Here is a 19,705-nt window from a genome sequence, read left to right as displayed (position 1 = left end):
AATGCCAAAGCACGCCTACATCGCCGGATACGTACGCTCGCCTTTCACTTTCGCGCGCAAGGGAGCGCTCGCCAATGTCCGGCCGGACGATCTGGGCGCACATGTCATTCGGGCACTGCTGGAGCGCACCGGCGTTGCGGGCGGGGACATCGAAGACGTTGTATGGGGTTGCGCCTTCCCTGAAGGAGAGCAGGGACTGAACATCGGCCGTGCCGTCGGCATGCTCGCCGGTTTGCCGGAGACGGTGGCTGGAGCGACTGTCAATCGCTGGTGCGGCTCCTCGATCCAGGCGGTGCAGATGGCGGCTGGCATGCTTGCCATGAATGCAGGAGAGGCATTCATAGCGGGTGGCACAGAATGCATGTCGCGCGTGCCCATGATGGGTTTCAACGTGCTGCCGCATCCGAGTTGGAGCCGTCAGGTCGTCGATGACTATGTCAATGTCGGACTGACTGCGGAGCGTGTCGCGCGCGAATGCAATGTCACCCGCGAAGATCAGGACCGCTTTGCATATACCAGCCATGCCAAGGCGCTCGCCGCACAAAATGACGGTCGCCTGGCTGCCGAGATCGCAGCCTTCAGCGGTGCGGCGGGGTCTGCGGGCCAAGACGGCTGTGTCCGCGCGACAAGCCTCGAGAAGCTCGGCGAACTGAAGACCGTTTTCCTGAAGGACGGAACCGTCACCGCCGGCTCGTCCTCGCCTATGACGGACGGCGCGACCGCCACCCTTATCTGCAGCGAGGACTTTCTGAAGCGCCACAACCTGGCACCACTCGCGCGCGTCGAGAGCTTCGCCGTCTCCGGCTGCGCCCCGGGCGTGATGGGACTTGGACCGATCGAGGCATCGCGCAAGGCGATGGCGCGGGCCGGTGTTACGGTCAACGACGTCGACATTGTAGAAATGAACGAGGCCTTCGCTGCTCAGGCTGAAGCCTGTCGCCGCGCACTCGACATCGACCCGGCCAAGCTCAACATCGACGGGGGTGCAATCGCACTTGGTCATCCGCTCGGCGCCACAGGTACACGTCTCGTCGGCAAGGCCGCGTCGCTCCTGAAGCGCGAAGGCAAGCGCCGCGCGCTCGCCACGCAGTGCATCGGCGGCGGTATGGGCATCGCAATGCTTCTGGAGACAGCATGATGGCGACAGCACCTTACGCCCCCGCCATCGGCATCGAAGCGACCGGCATAAGACGCGCCGCCGTCATCGGTGCGGGCTCCATGGGTTCAGGCATAGCCGCGCAGTTCGCCAACGCCGGCATCCCTGTCGACCTTCTTGATATCGTCGGCAAGGATAGTCGCAACGGCTATGCCGAGAACGGCGTCGCGCGGCAGGTGAAGGCCGGCGGCTTTATGTGTTCCGACAGCCCCGCGCTAGTGCGCATGGGCAATGTCGAGGACAATCTTGACCGCCTTGCCGAGGCGGACTGGATCGTCGAGGCAGTGATCGAGGACTTGGGTATCAAGCGGGATCTCTATCTTCGTATCGATGAGATTCGTCGACCGGGCACGATCGTCTCGTCGAACACCTCTACCATCCCACGCGCCGAACTTGTCGAAGGCCAGAGCGAGCTTTTCGCGCGGGACTTCATCATCACCCATTTCTTCAACCCGCCACGCGTGATGAAGTTGGTTGAAATCGTCTCGGCCAGAGAGAACCCGGTGGAGCTTTTCGAGCGCGCCGCCCTCGCCTGCAGGGACGGGCTCGGCAAGACGGTCGTGATTTGCCGCGATACGCCCGGCTTCATCGCCAACCGCATCGGCTGCTATTGGCTCGCGGTAGGCGCGCTGGAGGCCAAGCGTTTCGGCCTGACCGTCGAGGAGGCGGACGCGATTCATACGGTATTCGGCGTGCCGCGCACCGGTGTCTTCGGCCTGCTCGATCTGATCGGCGTGGACCTCGTGCCACATGTCTGGGGCAGCATGATGCGGATGCTCCCGGCGAGCGACGATATCCACAATTTCGACCTACCGGGGGATCGGACGATTCAGGCGATGATCGCGGCCGGTCGACATGGCCGCAAGGCCGGCCAGGGCTTCTACCGGAAGGCCAGGGATGGATCGCGCGAGGCGCTTGATCTGGCAACCGGCGAGTACCGTCCGGAACACCCTGTCATTCCGGCGTCGCTGCCCGGCGGCGGGCGCGATATTGCAGCGCTGCTCGCCGACAAGGGCAAGTTTGGCACTTATGCACAGGCCGTGTTGTCGCGCGTGGTCTCCTATTCGTCCGACCATGCGGATGAGATCGCCGACGACGCGGGCTCGATCGATACCGCCATTGCGCTGGGCTACTCCTGGCGTGAGGGACCGTTTCAACTTGCCGAACGTATCGGACTGGAGACAGCTGCGAAGCACACCGCTTCATTGAGCCCAAGCCTTCTCAGCAGCGCGCGCGAAATCGCCAGCAATGCAGCGGCCAGACTAATAGATCTCGGAGACGGCGTCGCCTGCTTCCAGATGCAGACCAAGATGAACACCTTCGCGCCGGAGGTCTTCGATGCGCTGGAGGACACCCTGTCACGCGTCGGCCGGGATTTTACTGCGCTTGTTCTCGGCAACGACGACCCGCGCGCCTTCTCTGCCGGCGCCGATCTCTCCTTCATCATGAAGATGATCGACAGTGGCGGCATCGAAGCGCTCGAAGCATATATAGCACGCGGGCAGAAGCTGTTCCTAGGCCTGAAGTACGCTCGGGTCCCGGTCGTCGCGGCGGCTCATGGATTCGCGCTCGGGGGCGGCTGCGAATTCCTCATGCATGCCGATGCTGTGATTGCCCATGCGGAGCTAAACGCGGGCCTTCCAGAGACCAAGGTGGGCCTCATCCCCGCATGGGGAGGCTGCACGCAACTCTTGCTGCGAGCAGCCTCCCGCTCCGGGCCTAGGGGACCGCTGGCATCTGCCACGACCGCCTTCGATGCGATCCTGCCAGGAACCGTAACGACCTCTGCCTTGCAAGCGCGCGCGGCCGGGTTCCTGCGCTTTGCCGATGGTATCGTCATGCACCGCGACCGGTTGTTGCCATCCGCAAAGGCAAAGGCGCTCGAACTCGCGGACGGCTATGCTCCGCCCGCGGCCGCGCTCATCACGGTTGGGGGGCCATCGGGCAAGCTTGGCCTGCTCGCCCCTGTGTCCGCCAACGTTCAGGCCGGCCGGGCGACGGACACCGACCAGCGCATCGCGGAGATCCTCGCCGGCGTTCTCACGGGCGGCCCAGACGCCGACCCGAACCGAGCAATGCAGGAAGAGGACATCATGGCGCTCGAACGGGCAGCCCTGCGTGAGCTCGTCACCATGCCGACCACTCGGGCGCGCATGGAGCATATGCTCAAGACTGGCAAGCCACTGCAAAACTGACCCGGTCGTTCTCAACCAAGGGCGGAGGTTCGACGTCCGCCCGCCCCGCCTACCTCACGACGCATGTTCACATGTCATGGCTTGGTAATAGCGATTTGGAGAAACTGTGAAAACACGCCTTACCGATTTGCTGGGCATCGAATATCCGGTGGTGCAGGGTGGCATGATGTGGGTAGGGCGTGCCGAGCTTGCCAGTGCGGTTTCCAACGCAGGTGGACTCGGCACCCTGACCGCGCTTACGCAGCCCACACCCGAGGCGTTGAGAACCGAGATCCGCCGTTGTCGCGCCATGACCAAAAGACCCTTTGGCGTCAACCTCACCATTCTTCCCACGGTATCGCCACCGCCTTACCACGCGTACGCCCAGGCGATCATCGACGAAGGCGTCACGATCGTGGAGACGGCAGGCAACCATCCCGTAGAAATCACGCAGCTTTTCAAGGAAAACAATGTCCAGATCATCCACAAATGCACGTCGGTGCGGCATGCTCTTTCGGCTGAGAAGCGAGGCGCGGACGCCATCAGCATCGACGGATTCGAGTGTGCTGGCCATCCAGGTGAAGACGATATTCCAGGACTGATCCTCATCCCCGCCGCGGCGCGTCAGCTGCGAGTGCCCATAGTCGCATCCGGCGGATTTGCCGACGGGAACGGCTTGGCAGCAGCCCTCGCCTTAGGGGCGGACGGGATCAACATGGGCACCCGCTTCATGGTGACCAAGGAAGCCCCCATCCATGAGAATATCAAACAGCGCCTAACGGAAGCTACCGAGCGCGACACGAGGTTGATCTTCCGTACCTTTCGAAACACCGGACGGGTTTTGCGCAACGCAGTTTCCGTAGAGGTCGTCGCGATAGAAAACTGCCCGGGCGGCGCCGTTTTTGACGATATAAAGCCTCTCGTGTCAGGTGTCCGCGGCCTGAAGGCCTTGCTGGACGGGGATTCGGAAGGTGGACTTATCTGGGCCGGACTCTGCGTCGGCCTGATCGACGACGTTCCAAGTTGCGCAGAGCTTCTCCAAAGGATCGATCGTCAATGCCGGACTCGCATTGGGATGCTTGTGAAGATCCTGGACGAACCGGCGTCGCCTCCCGAATCCGATATGTCACCGCAAGTGCCTGAGTTCAAACGCACTGACGCAACCACCTGTTCAGATTGCTGGTCGCCGTGAAGGCGAGAACCAACGGTGTTTCGTCACCGTTCGTGGGACGATGCGCGATCGCTATTCAATCTACATGCCTGCGAGCGACGGACCGCTAGGATGACACCACCATTCGACGAAGCCCAGCACGGATTTGGCACGCGAGAGGTCGACGACCATCTTCGTCGACATATCCGGGGACTTCAGGGCACCTTGAGGCTTCAGCCCATTATGGGCGGACGTTCAAACCCAACTTTCTTCGCGGACTACGACAACCGCAGGCTCGTGATCCGCAAGAAGCCTGGAGGCGTCATCCTGCCTTCCGCCCACGCTGTGGAACGGGAGTATCGTGTCCTGTCGGCGCTGCAGCAATCGGCAGTTCCCGTTCCTCCGGTACTGCTGTTGGAAACGGACAGTTCGATCATGGGCACGCCCTTCTACGTGATGGAGCGGGTCGAAGGCCGGATTTTTGCGGATAGCGCTCTTGGAGGCGCCTCGCCATGCGTTCGTATGCCGATGTACGGCTCGGCGGCGAAGGTGCTGGCCGCCCTGCACTCCGTCGACATCGAAGCGACTGGCCTTGGCGGCTATGGAAAAAAAGGCAACTATTATCAGCGTCAGATAAGCCGCTGGACCAAGCAGTGGCAGCTGTCGAAGACCCGTGACGACGCAAACGTCGAGACGCTCATCGCCTGGCTCCCGCAGCATTTGCCGGACAGCGACGAAACCACGCTTGTGCATGGAGATTTCCGTATCGGCAACTTGATTTTCCATCCGAAGGAACCGCGAGTGATCGCTGTCCTCGACTGGGAACTGTCAACGCTCGGTCATCCCATGGCCGACCTTGCCCACATGTGCGTTTTCACCTGGTCCATGAACGCCGACGAATATGGCGGCGTTCGCGACCTCCCTCTCGACGAACTCAGCTTGCCGTCGCTCGAGCAGTTCCTGGACCTCTACTATCAGTCGACCGGAGACGGCCACCGCATTTCGGCGTTCGATCTTGTACTCGCGCTGTTTCGTAACGCCGTCATCTTCGAAGGCATCGCCGCCCGGGCGCTCGCCGGCAACGCAACGTCCGCCGATGCTCACAAAGTTGGGTCGCTGGCGTCCGTGTTCGCCCGTCGCGCGGTCGAACTGCTCGATTAGCTAAGGAGGTTTGACGTGGATTTCTCTTACTCGCCGCGCGTTCTCGGCTTGATCGACGAACTCAACGCCTTTATGGCCGCGCACATCCATCCCGCGAATGCCGATTGGCATGAAAGCGCGGACAAGGGCGTCTATCCCGAGCGGCTCGTAGACGGGCTGAAGGAAAAGGCAAAGGCGACGAAACTCTGGAATCTGTTTCTGCCGACGCTCCGAGACGACGAGCCTGGCACGCGCCTTTCGAACCTGGAATATGCGCCGCTGGCCGAGATCATGGGCCGAGTACCGTGGTCTTCCGAAGTCTTCAATTGCAACGCGCCTGACACAGGAAATATCGAAATCCTGCATCTCTTCGCCACTCCTGAACAACGGGAGAGGTGGTTGAATCCGCTGCTGGAAGGGAGTATCCGTTCCACCGTTTCGATCACCGAGCCGGACGAGGCCTCGTCAGACCCGACCAATCTGAAGACCACCATACGGCGTGACGGAGATCATTTCGTTATCAGCGGTCGTAAGTGGTTCACAAGCGGCGCGCTGCACCCAAAATTTGCTTTTACCCTCGTAATGGGCGTTTCCGACACGGATCCTGAAGCAGCGGCACATCGTCGGCATTCTTTCGTGATTGTGCCTGCTGATACTCCTGGTTTTCGCGTCGTGCGGGATGTACCGATCCTCAGCCATCATTCCATAGAGGGGCATTGCGAAGTCGAGTTCAAAGACGTCCGGGTTCCTGTCCAGAACCTACTGGGCGAACTTGGCGCTGGATTCGCGATCGCTCAAGCAAGGCTGGGGCCAGGCCGCATCCACCATTGCATGCGAGCGATTGGCCAATGTGAGTTGGCCCTCGAGCTTATGTGCAACCGGGCTCTCGCACGCAAGACTTTCGGCACCCGGCTTGCGGATTACTCAAACGTTCGCGACTGGATTGCCGAGTCGCGAATCGAAATCGAACAGGCTCGCCTCCTCAATCTGAAGGCTGCCTGGATGATGGATACAAACGGCAGCAGATCCGCCCGGAACGAGATCTCGATGATCAAGGTCGCGGCTGCCCGCTTGCAGACGAAGGTCACCGATCGGGCCATCCAGGTGTTTGGAGCAATGGGCCTGACAAACGACACGCCGCTGGCATACCTGCACACGTGGGGACGCGCGCTTCGATTCATCGACGGTCCGGACGAAGTCCATCTGCGAGGGATCGCGCGCCAGGAACTGAAGCGAGCAGGGCACCGCTCAGGCGCCGGCTGAGAAGATCGGAACTTGTCACCGAGCGAGGGTGGACCAGCCTACACTGTACGCCAACCGTCAGAAACGCCTGGAGCACTGAGGTGGCGACGAAACGGCGGGCAGCGGGTAGATCGTCGCCGCGTTAAACGACCACGATCACCTCGGCCGCGATCATCGGACTCAGGCGGACATCCAAATCGACTCTTCGTGAAAAATCACGTCGGCTATCCAGGATCCAATATTGTCGATCAAGCGCTCACCGGTTGCCGCGGACGCTTCATGGGGTGCGCCGATGATACCAGCAAAGTCCCCGAAGCTGCCTCTAGGGTGCTTGTAGCGGCCGACCGCACCTCCGATATAGGGCATGCCGGCTCCCTTGTAGGTGCCGCAACAGTCCGTCGGAAAGAATGATTTCGCGTCCGTAAGGTCGACGGAATCTGGCAAGAGCGCCATCATGCGGGACGTCTCGCCCGCTCCGCCATGTCCCTGAGGCGAGGGAAACACTGCATTGCCTCGATTGAGCTCCGCGCTCACGACGATCCAGTTGATTGTCGTGACGACGGCATCCGTTTCGTCGTTCAGCTCCTTCGCCGCTACCTGGGACGGCGCGTCGCTCTCGGCGTTTCCGATCAGAAGATATATCCGCCTGAAGCCGTGCCTCACCAACTCGGATCCGATTTCCCTGATCATCTGTCCGAGCAGCCCTGGCGTAACCGCGATTGTACCGGGAAAGTCGGTAGGCGCCTCGGAACGGAATTGCCTCGGCCCGAAAGGTATGGTCGGCCCTAAATGCAGATGAATGCCTCTGTGCGCAAGAATGTCGCGTGCCTTGCGAGCAAGACCTTCGACCTGAATTGTATCGGTCCCTACAGGCAGGTGAGTTCCGTGTTGCTCAACAGCGCCGAGACAAACGACCACCGGTTGGTTGGACCCGATCGCCGTTGCAATCTGCGGGCTGCGCATCCGAAAGTAATCATGGGACATCGAGGTACTGCCTTTCATCATCGGCTCGGGGAGGCCGGCCGCGTCTCCGCGGCCGGTCGACTCATCATTTGTTGAGCCAGACGTTGAAGCGCTTCTGGAGTTCGTCGAGATGCACCGACCAGAACGAGCCGTCATCGTATACGACTCCCTTTTCGGCACTCGGGCTGATGAAAGGCTCGACCGCCTGACGGTCGTTCTCATCGTAATTGGTCGACTTGAGGACGGACAACCGCGCCGACAGGCTCTTGGAGCGGAAGTCGTTCGGACCTCCTTTGAAATCGGCCTCTGCTATGTAAAGGCGTTTTGCGATCTCTGGCCGCGATACGAATTCAATGTACTTCTTCGCGAGCTCAAGCTTCTTGGTTCCCTTCGGGATCATATAGACATCCATCTGCGCCAGCTGACCGTTGAACATGATGCCAATCGGTAGTTTCCTCTGTCCCGTTGCGACCAGCAGCCGTTGCGAGCTGGACATTCCCATAGCCACTTCCTTGTCGGCCAGAAGTTGTGCTCCTTGCGACCAGGACTCCCACCACACGATATCGTTCTTGATGGTATCGAGTTTGTGAAATGCACGGTCGACGCCTTCCTCAGTCGAAAGCACCTTCCAAATGTCCGACGGCGGCACGCCATCAGCCTGGAGCGCGAACTCCAGGACATACATTGGGGACTTGTAGAAGCCCCGCTTGCCTGGAATCTTCTTCGTATCGAAGACGTCGGCGAGGCTTGTTGGCTTGTCCGACAGGGCCGATTGGTAGCCCCAGGCAACGGACCAGGTCGTCATGCCGACTCCGCAATCTACGACCGAGCCCGGCAGATAATCCTCTTTCGCCGGCGTACCGTCCGCGGCCGGCGGAAGGCTGATGTCACTCGTTTGTTCGAGGAGGCCCTCATCGCAGCCCTTGCGGGCAAGCGCTACTTCCCCGTTCACGACATCCCAGGATACATTCCCGGTTTCGACCTGAGCCTGGATCTGTGCGGTTCCGCCATTGTAATCGACAGATACGATCCGAACGCCGGTTTCTTTTTCGAAGGGACGATAGAAGGCCGTCTCCTCGCGAAGTTTCGTATCTCCGCCAAAGGACACCACCGTCAGCGTTTCCTCGGCGACTGCCGGTGCGACCAGCATAGTCGCAAATATGAGTGAGGCGACCAAACGCTTCATTGCCATTCCCCTTTTTCTTCCGCGCAATCCCCGTCAGACGCGGGGGCACGAGGTTTATTCGCACTCATTAAGTTATGGGCTGGCTCGTCCCGGTCTACCCGCGAAACTCGATTCCTGCTTCGGCGCTTTCGGATGCTTTATCTTCTGGTGATGGTCCAGACTTGGGGCGCGATCCAATGGACAAACACGGGCGCACATCGCCAACGCGCAGCAGGAAGAATGGATGACTAAATATCAGCATTATTATATCAACGGAAAGTGGATCGTACCCGACAGCCGCGAGACTTTCGCGGTCGTGGACCCCTCCACCGAGCAGGCGTTCGAGACAATCATCCTCGCCAATCGCAACGACGTCGATGCAGCGGTTCGAGCGGCGCGGAAAGCGTTTGCCACTTTTTCAAGAATGTCCGTTGAGGACCGGCTCGCGATGCTGACGCGGATCGGCGTCGAATATGAGCGGCGGATCGGAGAGATCGCGGAAGCGATCTCGAACGAGATGGGCGCACCGATAACGCTGGCCCGCACGGCACAGGCGCCATCGGGCTCCAGTCATATCAAGGGCGCTATCGCAACCCTGCGCTCCTATCAGTTCGCGAAGCGCAACGCGGGCGATCTGATCGTGAAGGAGCCGATCGGAGTCTGCGCGATGATCACGCCCTGGAACTGGCCCATGAACCAGGCAGTGTGCAAGGTCGTCTATGCGCTGGCCGCCGGCTGTACGATGGTTTTGAAGCCAAGCGAAGAGACACCTATCTCCGCTCACATTTTTGCCGAGATCCTGGACGCGGCAGGAGTTCCGGCCGGCGTTTTCAACCTGATTCACGGCGACGGCCCAAGTGCGGGCAGTGCCCTTTCATCGCATCCTGATGTCGACATGGTGTCATTCACGGGATCCACCGTCGCGGGAATTTCTGTCGCTAAGGCTGCGGCGGATACCGTCAAGCGCGTTTCGCAGGAATTGGGAGGCAAGTCTCCCAATATCATTCTCGAGGATGCCGATCTGGCGGCAGCCGTCACGCGTGGTGCAAATTCTGTCTTTCGCAACAGCGGTCAGACTTGTACCGCGCCGACGCGGATGCTCGTGCCGGTCAAGCTCCACGAAAAAGCGGTGGAAATCGCAATAAAGGCTGCGGAGAGCGCCATCGTCGGTGCACCATCGGACTTCGCGACAACTGTGGGGCCGCTCGTGAACGCCAAGCAGTTCGACCGGGTCCAACGCCTCATACAGCGCGGCATTGACGAGGGTGCCACCCTCGTTGCCGGCGGGCTCGGCCGCCCTGCCCTGTTCAACGCTGGCTATTACGCGCAGCCCACCGTCTTCGCGAACGTGAACACCGATATGGTCATCGCCCGCGAAGAGATTTTCGGGCCAGTGTTGTCGATCCTTCCCTACGAGGATGAGGATGACGCAATCCGTATCGCAAATGAAACGAATTACGGACTGTCCAGCCAGATCTGGTCGACGAATCCTCAGAAGGCATATCGCGTCGCCTTGCAGATCAAGGCCGGCAACGTATTGATCAACGGATCGGGCACCAGCGGCGATTCTCCGTTTGGCGGCATGAAGCAATCCGGGAACGGCCGCGAGCAAGGCGAAATGGGCCTTGAGGAGTATCTTGAAACCAAGGTCATATCCGGAGCAGCTGCGTAATACGTCGTGTCACTGCGGACTCGCATGCAAGCGCTGCCGCGCACCACAGTAACTGCTCTACTCGGGGCATGTGACGCACCGTTCTCCGAGTAGGACATCCGGCATGAACGCCCGCGTCCCTTGCGGACGACCAACCGCCATGGCGCATGGGACCACTCGGGTCCGAGGCACAATTCACCAAGTGCAGAACCATGATCCAGAAGAGCGTCGATGAGGGAGCGCGGCGCGTTACCGTGGAACGGGCCGTCCAGCCCGATTGAATCGCAGCAGCTTCGTGGGCCCCATCGCGTTCGTGGAGGTCAACAATGACATGCGCTCGTCCAAGTGGAGATTCTCGGGCCTGTGCTTCAATCAATCGATTCGATACGGCAGAGGAAGCAATACAGATAGCCAACGACACGCCGACGAATTACGTCCAAATCGCAGGATATGGTCGAGATGGACGGCAATGGACGCGGGGCTGGTTCGCCATTCGACGGCATTAAGGCATCCGGGCGAGCCAGCGAAAGGAAGGCAGTGGAGGAATTTCTCGAACCCAAGGCGATGTCCGGTTGGACCCACGAAGGCTGATGCCACTCTCAGGCTGCGCGATCCCCCAGGTCGCAACGCCTTTCCTCACGCGAGATTCGGAGCTTTTTCGCGTGACCGACTAGCCAGCCGCCCTGATCATGTTGCGGGCAATCACTGTCTGCTGAATCTGCGTAGTTCCCTCGTAGATTCGGAAAAGCCGGACGTCCCTGTAGAAACGCTCGATCCCATAATCGACCATATAGCCGGCGCCCCCGTGGATCTGTACGGCGCGGTCAGCGACACGGCCCACCATCTCGCTAGCAAACATCTTACAGCAGGCAGCCTCGGTCGAGACGTTCTGGCCCCGATCCCTGCGCCGCGCGGTCTCCTCGACCATGCATCGGGCGGCATAGGTTTCGGCTTCACTGTCGGCCAGCATGGCCTGAACCAGTTGCTTTTCCGCAATAGGACCGCCGAATTGCTTGCGATTCATCGCATAGGCAAGGCTGTCCCTGATCAGCCGATCGGCCGCGCCGACGCAGATAGCCGAAATGTGAAGGCGCCCCCGATCGAGCACCTTCATCGCGGTTTTGAAGCCCTGTCCTTCTACGCCACCCAGGATCGCTTCGGCCGGCACACGACACCCGTCAAAAATCACGTCGCAGGTATGCGAGCCGCGTTGTCCCATTTTGCGGTCGATCACGCCGAGAGACAGACCGAGCGCGCCAGCCTCGACCAGAAATGCCGTGACGCCCCCTGCCCCATGCGAACCCGGATCCGTCCTTGCGAATACCGTGAACAAACCTGCACAGGGCGCATTCGTAATGTAGCGTTTTGTCCCGTTTAGAACGTAGTGGTCGCCATCGCGGCGGGCGGAGGTCCGGACCGAAGCCGCGTCGGAACCTGCATCTGGTTCGGTAAGCGCGAAGGATGCTATGATCTCGCCACTGGCAAGGCGCGGCAGGTATTTGCGTTTCTGGTTTTCGGTTCCGTCGAGGACTATGCCCTGCGAACCGATTCCATTGTTGGTGCCCACGAGCGAGCGGAACGCCGGCGACGTCTTTCCCAGGATGAAGGCTGCCGCCACCTCCTCGGACATGGTAAGCCCAAGACCGCCATACTCTTCAGGTATGGACATGCCGAAAAGTCCCATTTCCTTCATCTCCGCAACAATCTGCGGGGGAATAGCGTCGTCATCAGAGACCTGCGCCTCGTGCGGTACGAGGCGCTCGCGCACGAAGCGCTCGAGAGCGGAGAGGAACTGCTGCAGCGTTTCAGGATCAAGGCTCACGGAGCGCCCCTTCGGATTTGACAGGTGTACTTCCTGCAATCTTTCAATTAGCCAGTCATGCATTGGTAAATCGCTCATCTGCCTTGGTGTCAATTTGGCGTAAGCGTTGTTTGCTCTGCGAAATTACGATGCTTGCATTAGCCCAGCTTTGGGACGCACGCCGTTCCCATTACGCGACGGGTCGCGCCATCCAAAAGCCTTTGCTTGGCGAATGCCGACTTCAGGCGTGAGCCAGCCTGGCGTGAAGTCTTTCTGCCTGTCGTGCGGAAGCGCTTCCTGACATTGCGGTGGACCGCCGCGTAGGAATATGATGCTTGTGCACGGAGTTGATCTCGGCGATCTCGATCCTCTGCTAACATAATGACCTCAACCGCTTGACGATCCCTTCATGCCTGCTTCGGAACGTAAAACAATGGCGGACCGCCGCCTGAAGGAGCGCGATGTCTAGAATTGGCCAAATCCAGGACGTTGACCTGAAGCTGCTCAGATGCTTTTGCACGATCGTGGAGGAAGGAAGCCTCACCGCCGCCCAAGTGGCATTGCGGCTGTCCCAATCCAGCCTCAGCGAATACCTGAAAACCCTCGAATTGCGCCTCGGCGTGACGCTTTGCCAGCGGGGACCGAAGGGATTTAAGCTTTACGAAGAAGGGCGCGAGGTCTATCTCGCCGCACGCGAGCTCTTCGCATCCATAGACGCATTCAAGCACAGCGTCACCAATGTGAGCGCCGGCTATCGTGGAGAGTTGGTGCTGGGGGTCGAGGACAGCATCATAGAGAACCCGGACTGCCATATACCCGAAGCGATCGAGAGATTCTCGAATGTCGCGTCTGGCATTCGAATTCGTGTCGAGATCATGCTTGGAGCCCAATTGATCGGTAGGGTGGCGGACGGGCTTTTTCCTGTCGGCGTGGGCTTGGAAAACCTTTCGTTCAGCCAGTTGGATTCGTCGCATCTTTTCGAGGAGCATCTGTACCTCTATTGCGGCCGCAACCATCCCCTCTTTGACGTCCCGGACGATCGGATCACTGCAGATCAGATCGCCAGCTTTCCCTACTGCAGTAGGGGCCATCTCGAAGCCGCACATCCCGAACGCGTGGACAACAGCATACCGTTTTCCGGCGATATCGGGTTGGGTGCACAAGCGCAGCTCGCGCTAATCCTGTCCGGCCGGGACTTGGGATACCTCCCGGTACATATCGCATCCAGTTACGTGGCGGCGGGCCGCCTAAAGAGCGTCCGCTCGGACCTCATCCACCGCATCAGGACCGTTGCCGCCATGACCGGTCCGAGGTCCGCAAAGAACAAGCTTCTGCGTCACTTCATCCGAATTCTGGCTGAAGCGCATGCGCACACCCGCGCCAAGCTGCCGGTGCGGCGCCCCACAGCCCAGTCGCTCATCGGCTCCACGGCATTGGGCGGCGCGCTTGCCGAGGATTGAGTACTGTTCAGGAATTCGAGATCGACGGCTGATGATCGTGTGCATGCAGAGCCGCCCTGACGCACAAGAGTCTGCACCGGAACCATGTCAGATTTGGAGCGCCGCACCTACCCAATGCGCTCCGCGGCCCAGGCGCCAGAGACGTTGCAAAGCACGTCAGGCAGACGCTATATAAGCGAGGAAGTGAGTTCGGAACAACAGGCACAGCGGGGTCAGGTTTCACCGGCGTTGCCATGCGCTCTGAGATTGACTGTGATCTCTTGCGAAGTTGCAGGTGTGGCCGCAGCCAGTGGACGGTAAGCGCTGCGATCGGTCGATGAACACAGACGAAAGTAAGGAGTGTCGCATTGGCGAACTTCCCTGAAGCGACATAGATGACAAAAATCGGTCAACTACATGACATAGACTTAAAAACACTTCGTGTGTTTTGCACTATCGTGGAAGAAGGAGGCTTCACGGCAGCGCAGACCAGCCTCAACCTGTCGCAATCGAGCTTGAGCGAGTATCTGAAATCTTTGGAGGTGAGGCTCGGCATGACGCTCTGCCAACGCGGCCCCAAGGGCTTCCAACTCTACGAGGATGGAAAGAAGGTTTACGCTGCGGCACGCGAAATGTTCTTCGCCATCGATAGCTTCAAGGACCAGATAACTAGCATCAATCGCGGAACGGTCGGGCAGATCACGATTGCGATCCAGGATGCGATAGCGAGCAATCCATCATCACGGCTGTCCGAAGCCCTCAGGATGTTCGAGCAGGCTTATCCCCGCGTCCGGGTGAAGGTGGAGATGATGCTGGGTTTTCAAGTGATGGGCCGCGTGGCCGACAACGTGGTTCCGCTCGGGATCTGCCTGCTGCGGAACAACCTTCCACAGGTGACGTCGACAACCATCTTCGGCGAGTCCGCTCACCTTTATTGCTCCGACAAACACTCCCTGTTTTCGGAGGATACGAACAATATCACTGAAGAACAGGTCCGCGAGTATCGCTACTGCAGCCGCGCGCACCTCGAATGGGCTCATCCCGAATGGGGCGGCGATGCCCTTACAAACGATGTCGGGTTTGGCGCCGAGGCCCAGCTCGCGCTCATCCTGTCCGGCCGGGCAATCGGCTACATGCCAGATCATATCGCCGCGCCGTTTCTGCATGGCGGCTCGCTCAAGCAGATCAAGGGCCGGATAGAATCGACCGTCAACCCCGTTGCCCTGATCAGCGGCCCTGGTATGCGCAAATTTCGTCTTGCATCGAAGCTCTCGGATATGATTGTCGAGGCACACAAGCCGCTGGCCGAAAGATAGTTCGAATACTAGCCGTTAATAGCGCGCTCTGACCTGGTTATCTGGAGCGTTAATACAGGTGCCCGTTCAAAACACAGCTCCTCGATACGCGTGAGCGGCACGCCGGACCAACACCTGGCCAACTTCCTCACGAAAAGCACCAGCTCGGGGGCAAATATAGCGCGCTTCTGGTCAGCAGGCGCAGAACGCGACACGGCATGCACGCGAACTCAGGTGTAAGCCGTTCGATGGCAACCGGGATAGCATCGAGTGCACGACCGTCATATTCCGAAAGCCCGACCCTCAAGCGGGGTTAGCCAGCACTTTTCCGCGCCAGCGGCTCGGCAACCACTCGTCCCCGAGACGCCAAGTCGGAACGTCCCAGCGCTACGATCCGGCCATGTACGCCTACAGCCGCCGTGCAGCCATCGAGTCCTGCAGATCGGGAACAGGCATATTGATGGTGGAAATTAACCCCTGCGGAGCCCCGTTCAAATCCGCTCGCATCCGCGGTCATGGCCAGGGCATGAGATTGCCAAGGTCTCCGTTCGCCGAGCCACCATTCGAAACCGGGCTTATCCAGCCACGCTTCGGGTTCTGCGTTCGGCGAAACGACGCAGCAATTGCGTCAGGATGATCGTAAGGATCGCAACCACTGTCAGCATCGTTGCCACGGCCAGCACACGAGGGCTCAGATCTTCGCGGACGCCTGTCCACATCTGCCGAGGGACAGTCACGGTGTCGACGCCACCGACGAACAGGACGATGATCAGTTCGTCGAACGAAGTGATGAAAGCTAGTATAGCGCCGCCCACCACGCCCGGAACTGCGAGCGGGAGAGTGATCGTCATGAAGGTATAGACGGGGCCGGCTCCGAGGCTCTGAGCTGCCTTCGAAAGGCGAGGATCGATGCCTGCCAGCGCTACCCGTACTGATATAAGCACGAACGGAGCCGCGATGGCGGCATGTGCCAAGATGACGCCAAGTCGGTTCTCGAGGAGCCCGATCTTGGCGTAGAGAAAATAGAGGCCGGTCGCGAGCACGATCGTCGGCGCGAAAATTGGCAGCAGCAGTGCCGCCGAGATCAACTCGCGCCCTCCGAACCGAGCGCGCTCCAGACCAAGGGCAGCGAGCGTTCCGAGGACGGTCGCAATCGCTGTAGACGCTAGGCCAATGACCACGCTGTTGCGAAAAGCCGCCGCCCATTCGTAGCTCGCGAACACCTCACGATACCATTTCGTCGAATATGCAGCTGGGTCCAGGTTAAGCATCCCCGGCGTAAACGAGAAGTAAGGAACCGCGTTGAACGACAAGGGTATAATTACCAGCAGCGGCAAAAGAAGGAATACGAATATCAATACGCAAACCGCGACATAAATTCGCCAGCCAATTTTCATACCAATGGGGGAAATGTTTTGGTTTGACATCAGCCGAACATCTTTCCGCCTTGGGCGATCTTCTTTGAATAGAAAATATAGATCAACAAAACGAGGACGAAGAGGATCGTCGACATGGCCGCCGCCAGGCCCCAATTGAGACTCGTGTCCATGTGGAACGCGATGACGTTTCCGATGAACGTGCCTTGCGCGCCGCCCACAAGCGCAGGTGTGACGTAAAATCCGACTGACAGCATGAACACCAGAGTGATGCCGGCGGCGATGCCGGGGCGCGTCAGAGGCACAAACACCGACCAGAAGGCGTAGAATGGATGCGCTCCGAGCGAAATCGCTGCGCGCTGGTACGACTTCGGAACAGCAAGCATCGAGCTGTAGAGGGGCAGGACCATAATCGGGAGAAGCACATGAACCATGACGATCAGCGTCCCGGTCATATTGAAAATGAGCGCGAGCCTTTGGTCATCCCTGATAATACCAAGCGCAACGAGCGCCTTGTTGAGGACCCCCTCGCGCTGGAGAAGGACGATCCAGCCTGTTGTGCGGACAAGAGCGGACGTCCAATAGGGAATGAGGACGGCGATCATGCACACGCTGGCGACGCGTGGCGACACCTGGGTCATTAGATAGGTAATTGGATAGGCCAGGATCAGGCATGATACGCAGATGACCGCGCTTACCCACATGGTTCGCCAGAGGATGCGCAGATTGATGAATGCGCCGCCCTCAGCGGCAGTCAATTCGCCGGTCGGTGCGCGAACGACGTCGACTGCCGCCAGATACTTGTCCGGGGTCAGGCTGATGAGCGAATCCTTCAGTACCGACCAGGTGCCGACCTCGCCCCAGTCGGGGCTGACCGAGGCAAGAACCTTGGAAGGCGGAAGCTCGGTGCCTTTCTGAAACGCGACGGCCGTTCGACGCAGAAGCTGCGGTGCACCCGAGATGCGGTCGTTCATCCTCGAACCCACCCGGCCGATGCTCCGGTCGCCCAGGGAACGAACCAGTTCACGCGAGAAAACTGCTAGGATTGGCTCTCCTGGGACGCCCTGCTCGGGATTCCAGTTCTTCAGCGCCATTCGGGTTTCAGGAAGGGCTTCGCCGGATGTCGGATCGTAGGCGCTACGGCTGATCATCATCCCGAGTGGGGTCAGGAAAAAAATGACGAGAAAGCCCACCATTGGCAGCAAAAGTAGAGCAGTGCCTGCACCCTGCCGGCCAAACAGTTTCCGACGTTGCACAGGGATTGCTATCCCTTCGGCGGTCATGCCAGTACTCATTCGCACGTCCTCACTTTGGTCGGCTTGCTCGGTCCAAGAGCGCAAGCCGCAAGAATTCAACTGACGGGCAGCCGAGCCGGAAGGCACCTCTCAGGCAACCGCCTCCGGCTTGAAGGCTATGGCCTCCGCACGCGACCACGACACTTCGACAGTCTCATTGGCCGAAAAGGTTTCGAAGCGCGCCGTATTGGGCGATTTCGCAAGAAGCGACACGCCGGAAGCGAGCCGCAGCTCCAGCCGAAAGCTGTCGCCGAGATAGGTGACGTCGGTAACGGTGGCTTGGAGCGAGTTTTCCCGTGCGTCAGGATCCTGAACGCGGTTGATATGAATGCGCTCAGGGCGGATCGTTACGGTTGCCTCGCCGCCCTCCCGATCGAGATCTCCCGAACGGCAGACGACGCGACCGCACCCGGGAACCATGATTGAACAGATGTCGGACGACAGGGATTCGACCTTACCGTTGAGGCGGTTGTTTTCTCCGATGAAACTGGCGACAAATGCGTCTGCGGGCTGCTCGTAGAGTTCCCGCGGCGGCGCAACCTGACGAAGCGCCCCGTCTCGCAAGATCGCTACTCGGTCGGACATCACCATCGCTTCAGACTGGTCGTGTGTAACGTAGACAACCGTCACCCCGACCTTGGTATGAAGCTTCTTGATCTCATACTGCATCTCTTCACGCAGCATCTTGTCCAGTGCGCCGAGCGGTTCGTCCATCAGGATCAGTTCGGGGTCGAACACCAGAGCCCGCGCGAGAGCGACGCGTTGCTGCTGGCCGCCGGACAGTTGAGTAGTACGACGATCGCGGTATGGGTCCAGTTGCACCATCTCCAAAGCACGCTTCACCCTTTCGGCCATCTGCACCTTTGGGATACGCCGCACCTTGAGGGGATAGGCCACGTTCTCCGCCACGGTCATGTGCGGGAAAAGAGCGTAGCTCTGGAAGACCACGCCGATGTTGCGCTTATAGGGCGGCGTGTCCTGGATGGGACGTCCGCGCACGATGATGCGGCCACTGGTCGGAGTTTCGAAACCTGCCAGCATCATCAGCAGCGTCGTCTTGCCAGAACCGGACGGCCCCAACATCGTCAGGAATTCCCCAGGCTTGATGTCGAGATCAAACCCCCGGATGGCATAAGTGCGCCCGTCGTATGATTTCGAAATGGCGTCGTAGCTGACGATCGCATCATTCTCTTGAGCTGCCGGCAAGAAGACCTCCAATGTGATGTAGCAGGGCGGGCCGGATTCAACCGACTCCTCTGTAGTTATCCGAACCGAACGGCGCGTCCTGCGATGCCAGCTGGGCAATCGAGGACGACCTTGATGAAATCGTTCTTCGCCGCAGGACGGCCCGCCGCTGGCGCCAATGGCCATGTCGAGATGACTGTCCGAAGTGCTTCGAAGCTCAGGGAAGTTTCGTAGTCCAAGATGACGGCAATGCTTTCAACCTGAGCTCGGAGCGGCACCAAGCCGACGCAACTGTTTGCGCTCACGACGCCGGCCTTTTGCTCGAACGGCCTGTGGAGCATCTGCGCTTCGAGCTGGGTCGTATCGCCACCGGAAGGCACAACCGTCAGCGTCTGCTGCGCAAAGACTGCCCCGGAGAGCTGCGGCAATGCTGCGAATGTGAGACATGCCCCTTTCATTCGTGCCCCCATTTGACTGGCGAGGATGGTGAGCTTCCCCTTCGCCGAGGGCCCTCCCCCTTTGTCGGGAAAGACTAGGATCAAGCCTTACCCGCCGCCACGTCGGATAGTCGATGCTTGCTTCGGTTTGCTCGAAGTTGACGATTTCGTTGCCACCCTCAGGGTGCCGCGCCGACAAACCCCTCAAGGAAATTCGCAACATTCGTGCCCAGCAC

At 59.7% G+C, this 19,705-nt stretch carries 15 protein-coding genes; 8 read left to right on the top strand and 7 right to left on the bottom strand.

The features are described 5' to 3' along the window. Window position 1 precedes the first annotated feature (1 nt). The 5 genes from AC1DZP_RS32160 (at window position 2) to AC1DZP_RS32140 (ending at window position 6,883) form a co-directional block, all read left to right on the top strand. Window positions 2-1,138 carry a thiolase family protein gene (locus tag AC1DZP_RS32160; RefSeq protein WP_477307960.1) on the top strand — a complete coding sequence of 379 codons (1,137 nt, stop codon included), beginning with the start codon at window positions 2-4 and terminating at the stop codon, window positions 1,136-1,138. Next, window positions 1,135-3,351 carry a 3-hydroxyacyl-CoA dehydrogenase/enoyl-CoA hydratase family protein gene (locus AC1DZP_RS32155; protein ID WP_477307958.1) on the top strand — a complete coding sequence of 739 codons (2,217 nt, stop codon included), beginning with the start codon at window positions 1,135-1,137 and terminating at the stop codon, window positions 3,349-3,351. The genes AC1DZP_RS32160 and AC1DZP_RS32155 overlap by 4 nt, the downstream gene beginning before the upstream one ends. 106 nt (window positions 3,352-3,457) lie before the next feature. Further along, the gene (locus AC1DZP_RS32150) at window positions 3,458-4,522 is read left to right on the top strand and encodes an NAD(P)H-dependent flavin oxidoreductase (RefSeq protein WP_477307956.1); all 1,065 of its coding nucleotides are present in this window, start codon (window positions 3,458-3,460) and stop codon (window positions 4,520-4,522) included. A gap of 90 nt (window positions 4,523-4,612) precedes the next feature. After that, complete coding sequence (locus AC1DZP_RS32145) at window positions 4,613-5,641, top strand: phosphotransferase family protein (RefSeq protein ID WP_477307954.1); 1,029 nt, start codon at window positions 4,613-4,615, stop codon at window positions 5,639-5,641. A 15-nt stretch (window positions 5,642-5,656) separates the two neighbouring features. Further along, a complete protein-coding gene (locus AC1DZP_RS32140) occupies window positions 5,657-6,883 on the top strand; it encodes an acyl-CoA dehydrogenase family protein (RefSeq protein WP_477307952.1) in 1,227 nt (408 codons plus the stop codon). Between the two features lie 159 nt (window positions 6,884-7,042). On the opposite strand, the gene AC1DZP_RS32135 is transcribed toward AC1DZP_RS32140, so the two are convergent. Both AC1DZP_RS32135 and AC1DZP_RS32130 read right to left on the bottom strand, forming a co-directional pair. Further along, complete coding sequence (locus tag AC1DZP_RS32135; protein WP_477307950.1) at window positions 7,043-7,864, bottom strand: creatininase family protein; 822 nt, start codon at window positions 7,862-7,864, stop codon at window positions 7,043-7,045. Between the two features lie 46 nt (window positions 7,865-7,910). Then, window positions 7,911-9,011: an ABC transporter substrate-binding protein gene (locus AC1DZP_RS32130; protein ID WP_477307948.1), complete on the bottom strand. Its 1,101-nt coding sequence runs from the start codon at window positions 9,009-9,011 to the stop codon at window positions 7,911-7,913. A 223-nt stretch (window positions 9,012-9,234) separates the two neighbouring features. Here AC1DZP_RS32130 and AC1DZP_RS32125 point away from each other — a divergent pair, with 223 nt between their 5' ends. Continuing rightward, window positions 9,235-10,662, top strand: coding sequence for an aldehyde dehydrogenase family protein (locus tag AC1DZP_RS32125; protein WP_477307946.1), 1,428 nt, complete (start codon window positions 9,235-9,237; stop codon window positions 10,660-10,662). A 649-nt stretch (window positions 10,663-11,311) separates the two neighbouring features. Here the strand turns inward: AC1DZP_RS32125 and AC1DZP_RS32120 are convergent. Further along, a complete protein-coding gene (locus AC1DZP_RS32120) occupies window positions 11,312-12,463 on the bottom strand; it encodes an acyl-CoA dehydrogenase family protein (RefSeq protein ID WP_477307944.1) in 1,152 nt (383 codons plus the stop codon). Window positions 12,464-12,903: 440 nt separating this feature from the next. Here AC1DZP_RS32120 and AC1DZP_RS32115 point away from each other — a divergent pair, with 440 nt between their 5' ends. Beyond that, a complete protein-coding gene (locus AC1DZP_RS32115; RefSeq protein WP_477307942.1) occupies window positions 12,904-13,902 on the top strand; it encodes a LysR family transcriptional regulator in 999 nt (332 codons plus the stop codon). 374 nt (window positions 13,903-14,276) lie between these two features. Then, entirely contained in the window at window positions 14,277-15,197 is a 921-nt protein-coding gene (locus tag AC1DZP_RS32110; RefSeq protein WP_477307940.1) for a LysR family transcriptional regulator, read from the top strand. Window positions 15,198-15,751: 554 nt separating this feature from the next. Here AC1DZP_RS32110 and AC1DZP_RS32105 read toward each other — a convergent pair. The 4 genes from AC1DZP_RS32105 to AC1DZP_RS32090 form a co-directional block, all read right to left on the bottom strand. After that, complete coding sequence (locus tag AC1DZP_RS32105) at window positions 15,752-16,603, bottom strand: ABC transporter permease (RefSeq protein WP_477307938.1); 852 nt, start codon at window positions 16,601-16,603, stop codon at window positions 15,752-15,754. Beyond that, complete coding sequence (locus AC1DZP_RS32100; RefSeq protein WP_477307936.1) at window positions 16,603-17,847, bottom strand: ABC transporter permease; 1,245 nt, start codon at window positions 17,845-17,847, stop codon at window positions 16,603-16,605. Before AC1DZP_RS32100 ends, AC1DZP_RS32105 begins: the two co-directional genes overlap by 1 nt. 90 nt (window positions 17,848-17,937) lie before the next feature. Continuing rightward, complete coding sequence (locus AC1DZP_RS32095) at window positions 17,938-19,053, bottom strand: ABC transporter ATP-binding protein (RefSeq protein WP_477307934.1); 1,116 nt, start codon at window positions 19,051-19,053, stop codon at window positions 17,938-17,940. 56 nt (window positions 19,054-19,109) lie between these two features. Further along, complete coding sequence (locus AC1DZP_RS32090) at window positions 19,110-19,574, bottom strand: hypothetical protein (protein ID WP_477307932.1); 465 nt, start codon at window positions 19,572-19,574, stop codon at window positions 19,110-19,112. Window positions 19,575-19,705: the final 131 nt, after the last annotated feature.

The sequence above is a fragment of the Mesorhizobium sp. P2_F8 genome, assembly GCF_056403655.1.
This window is presented reverse-complemented; position numbering and strand designations above follow the sequence as displayed.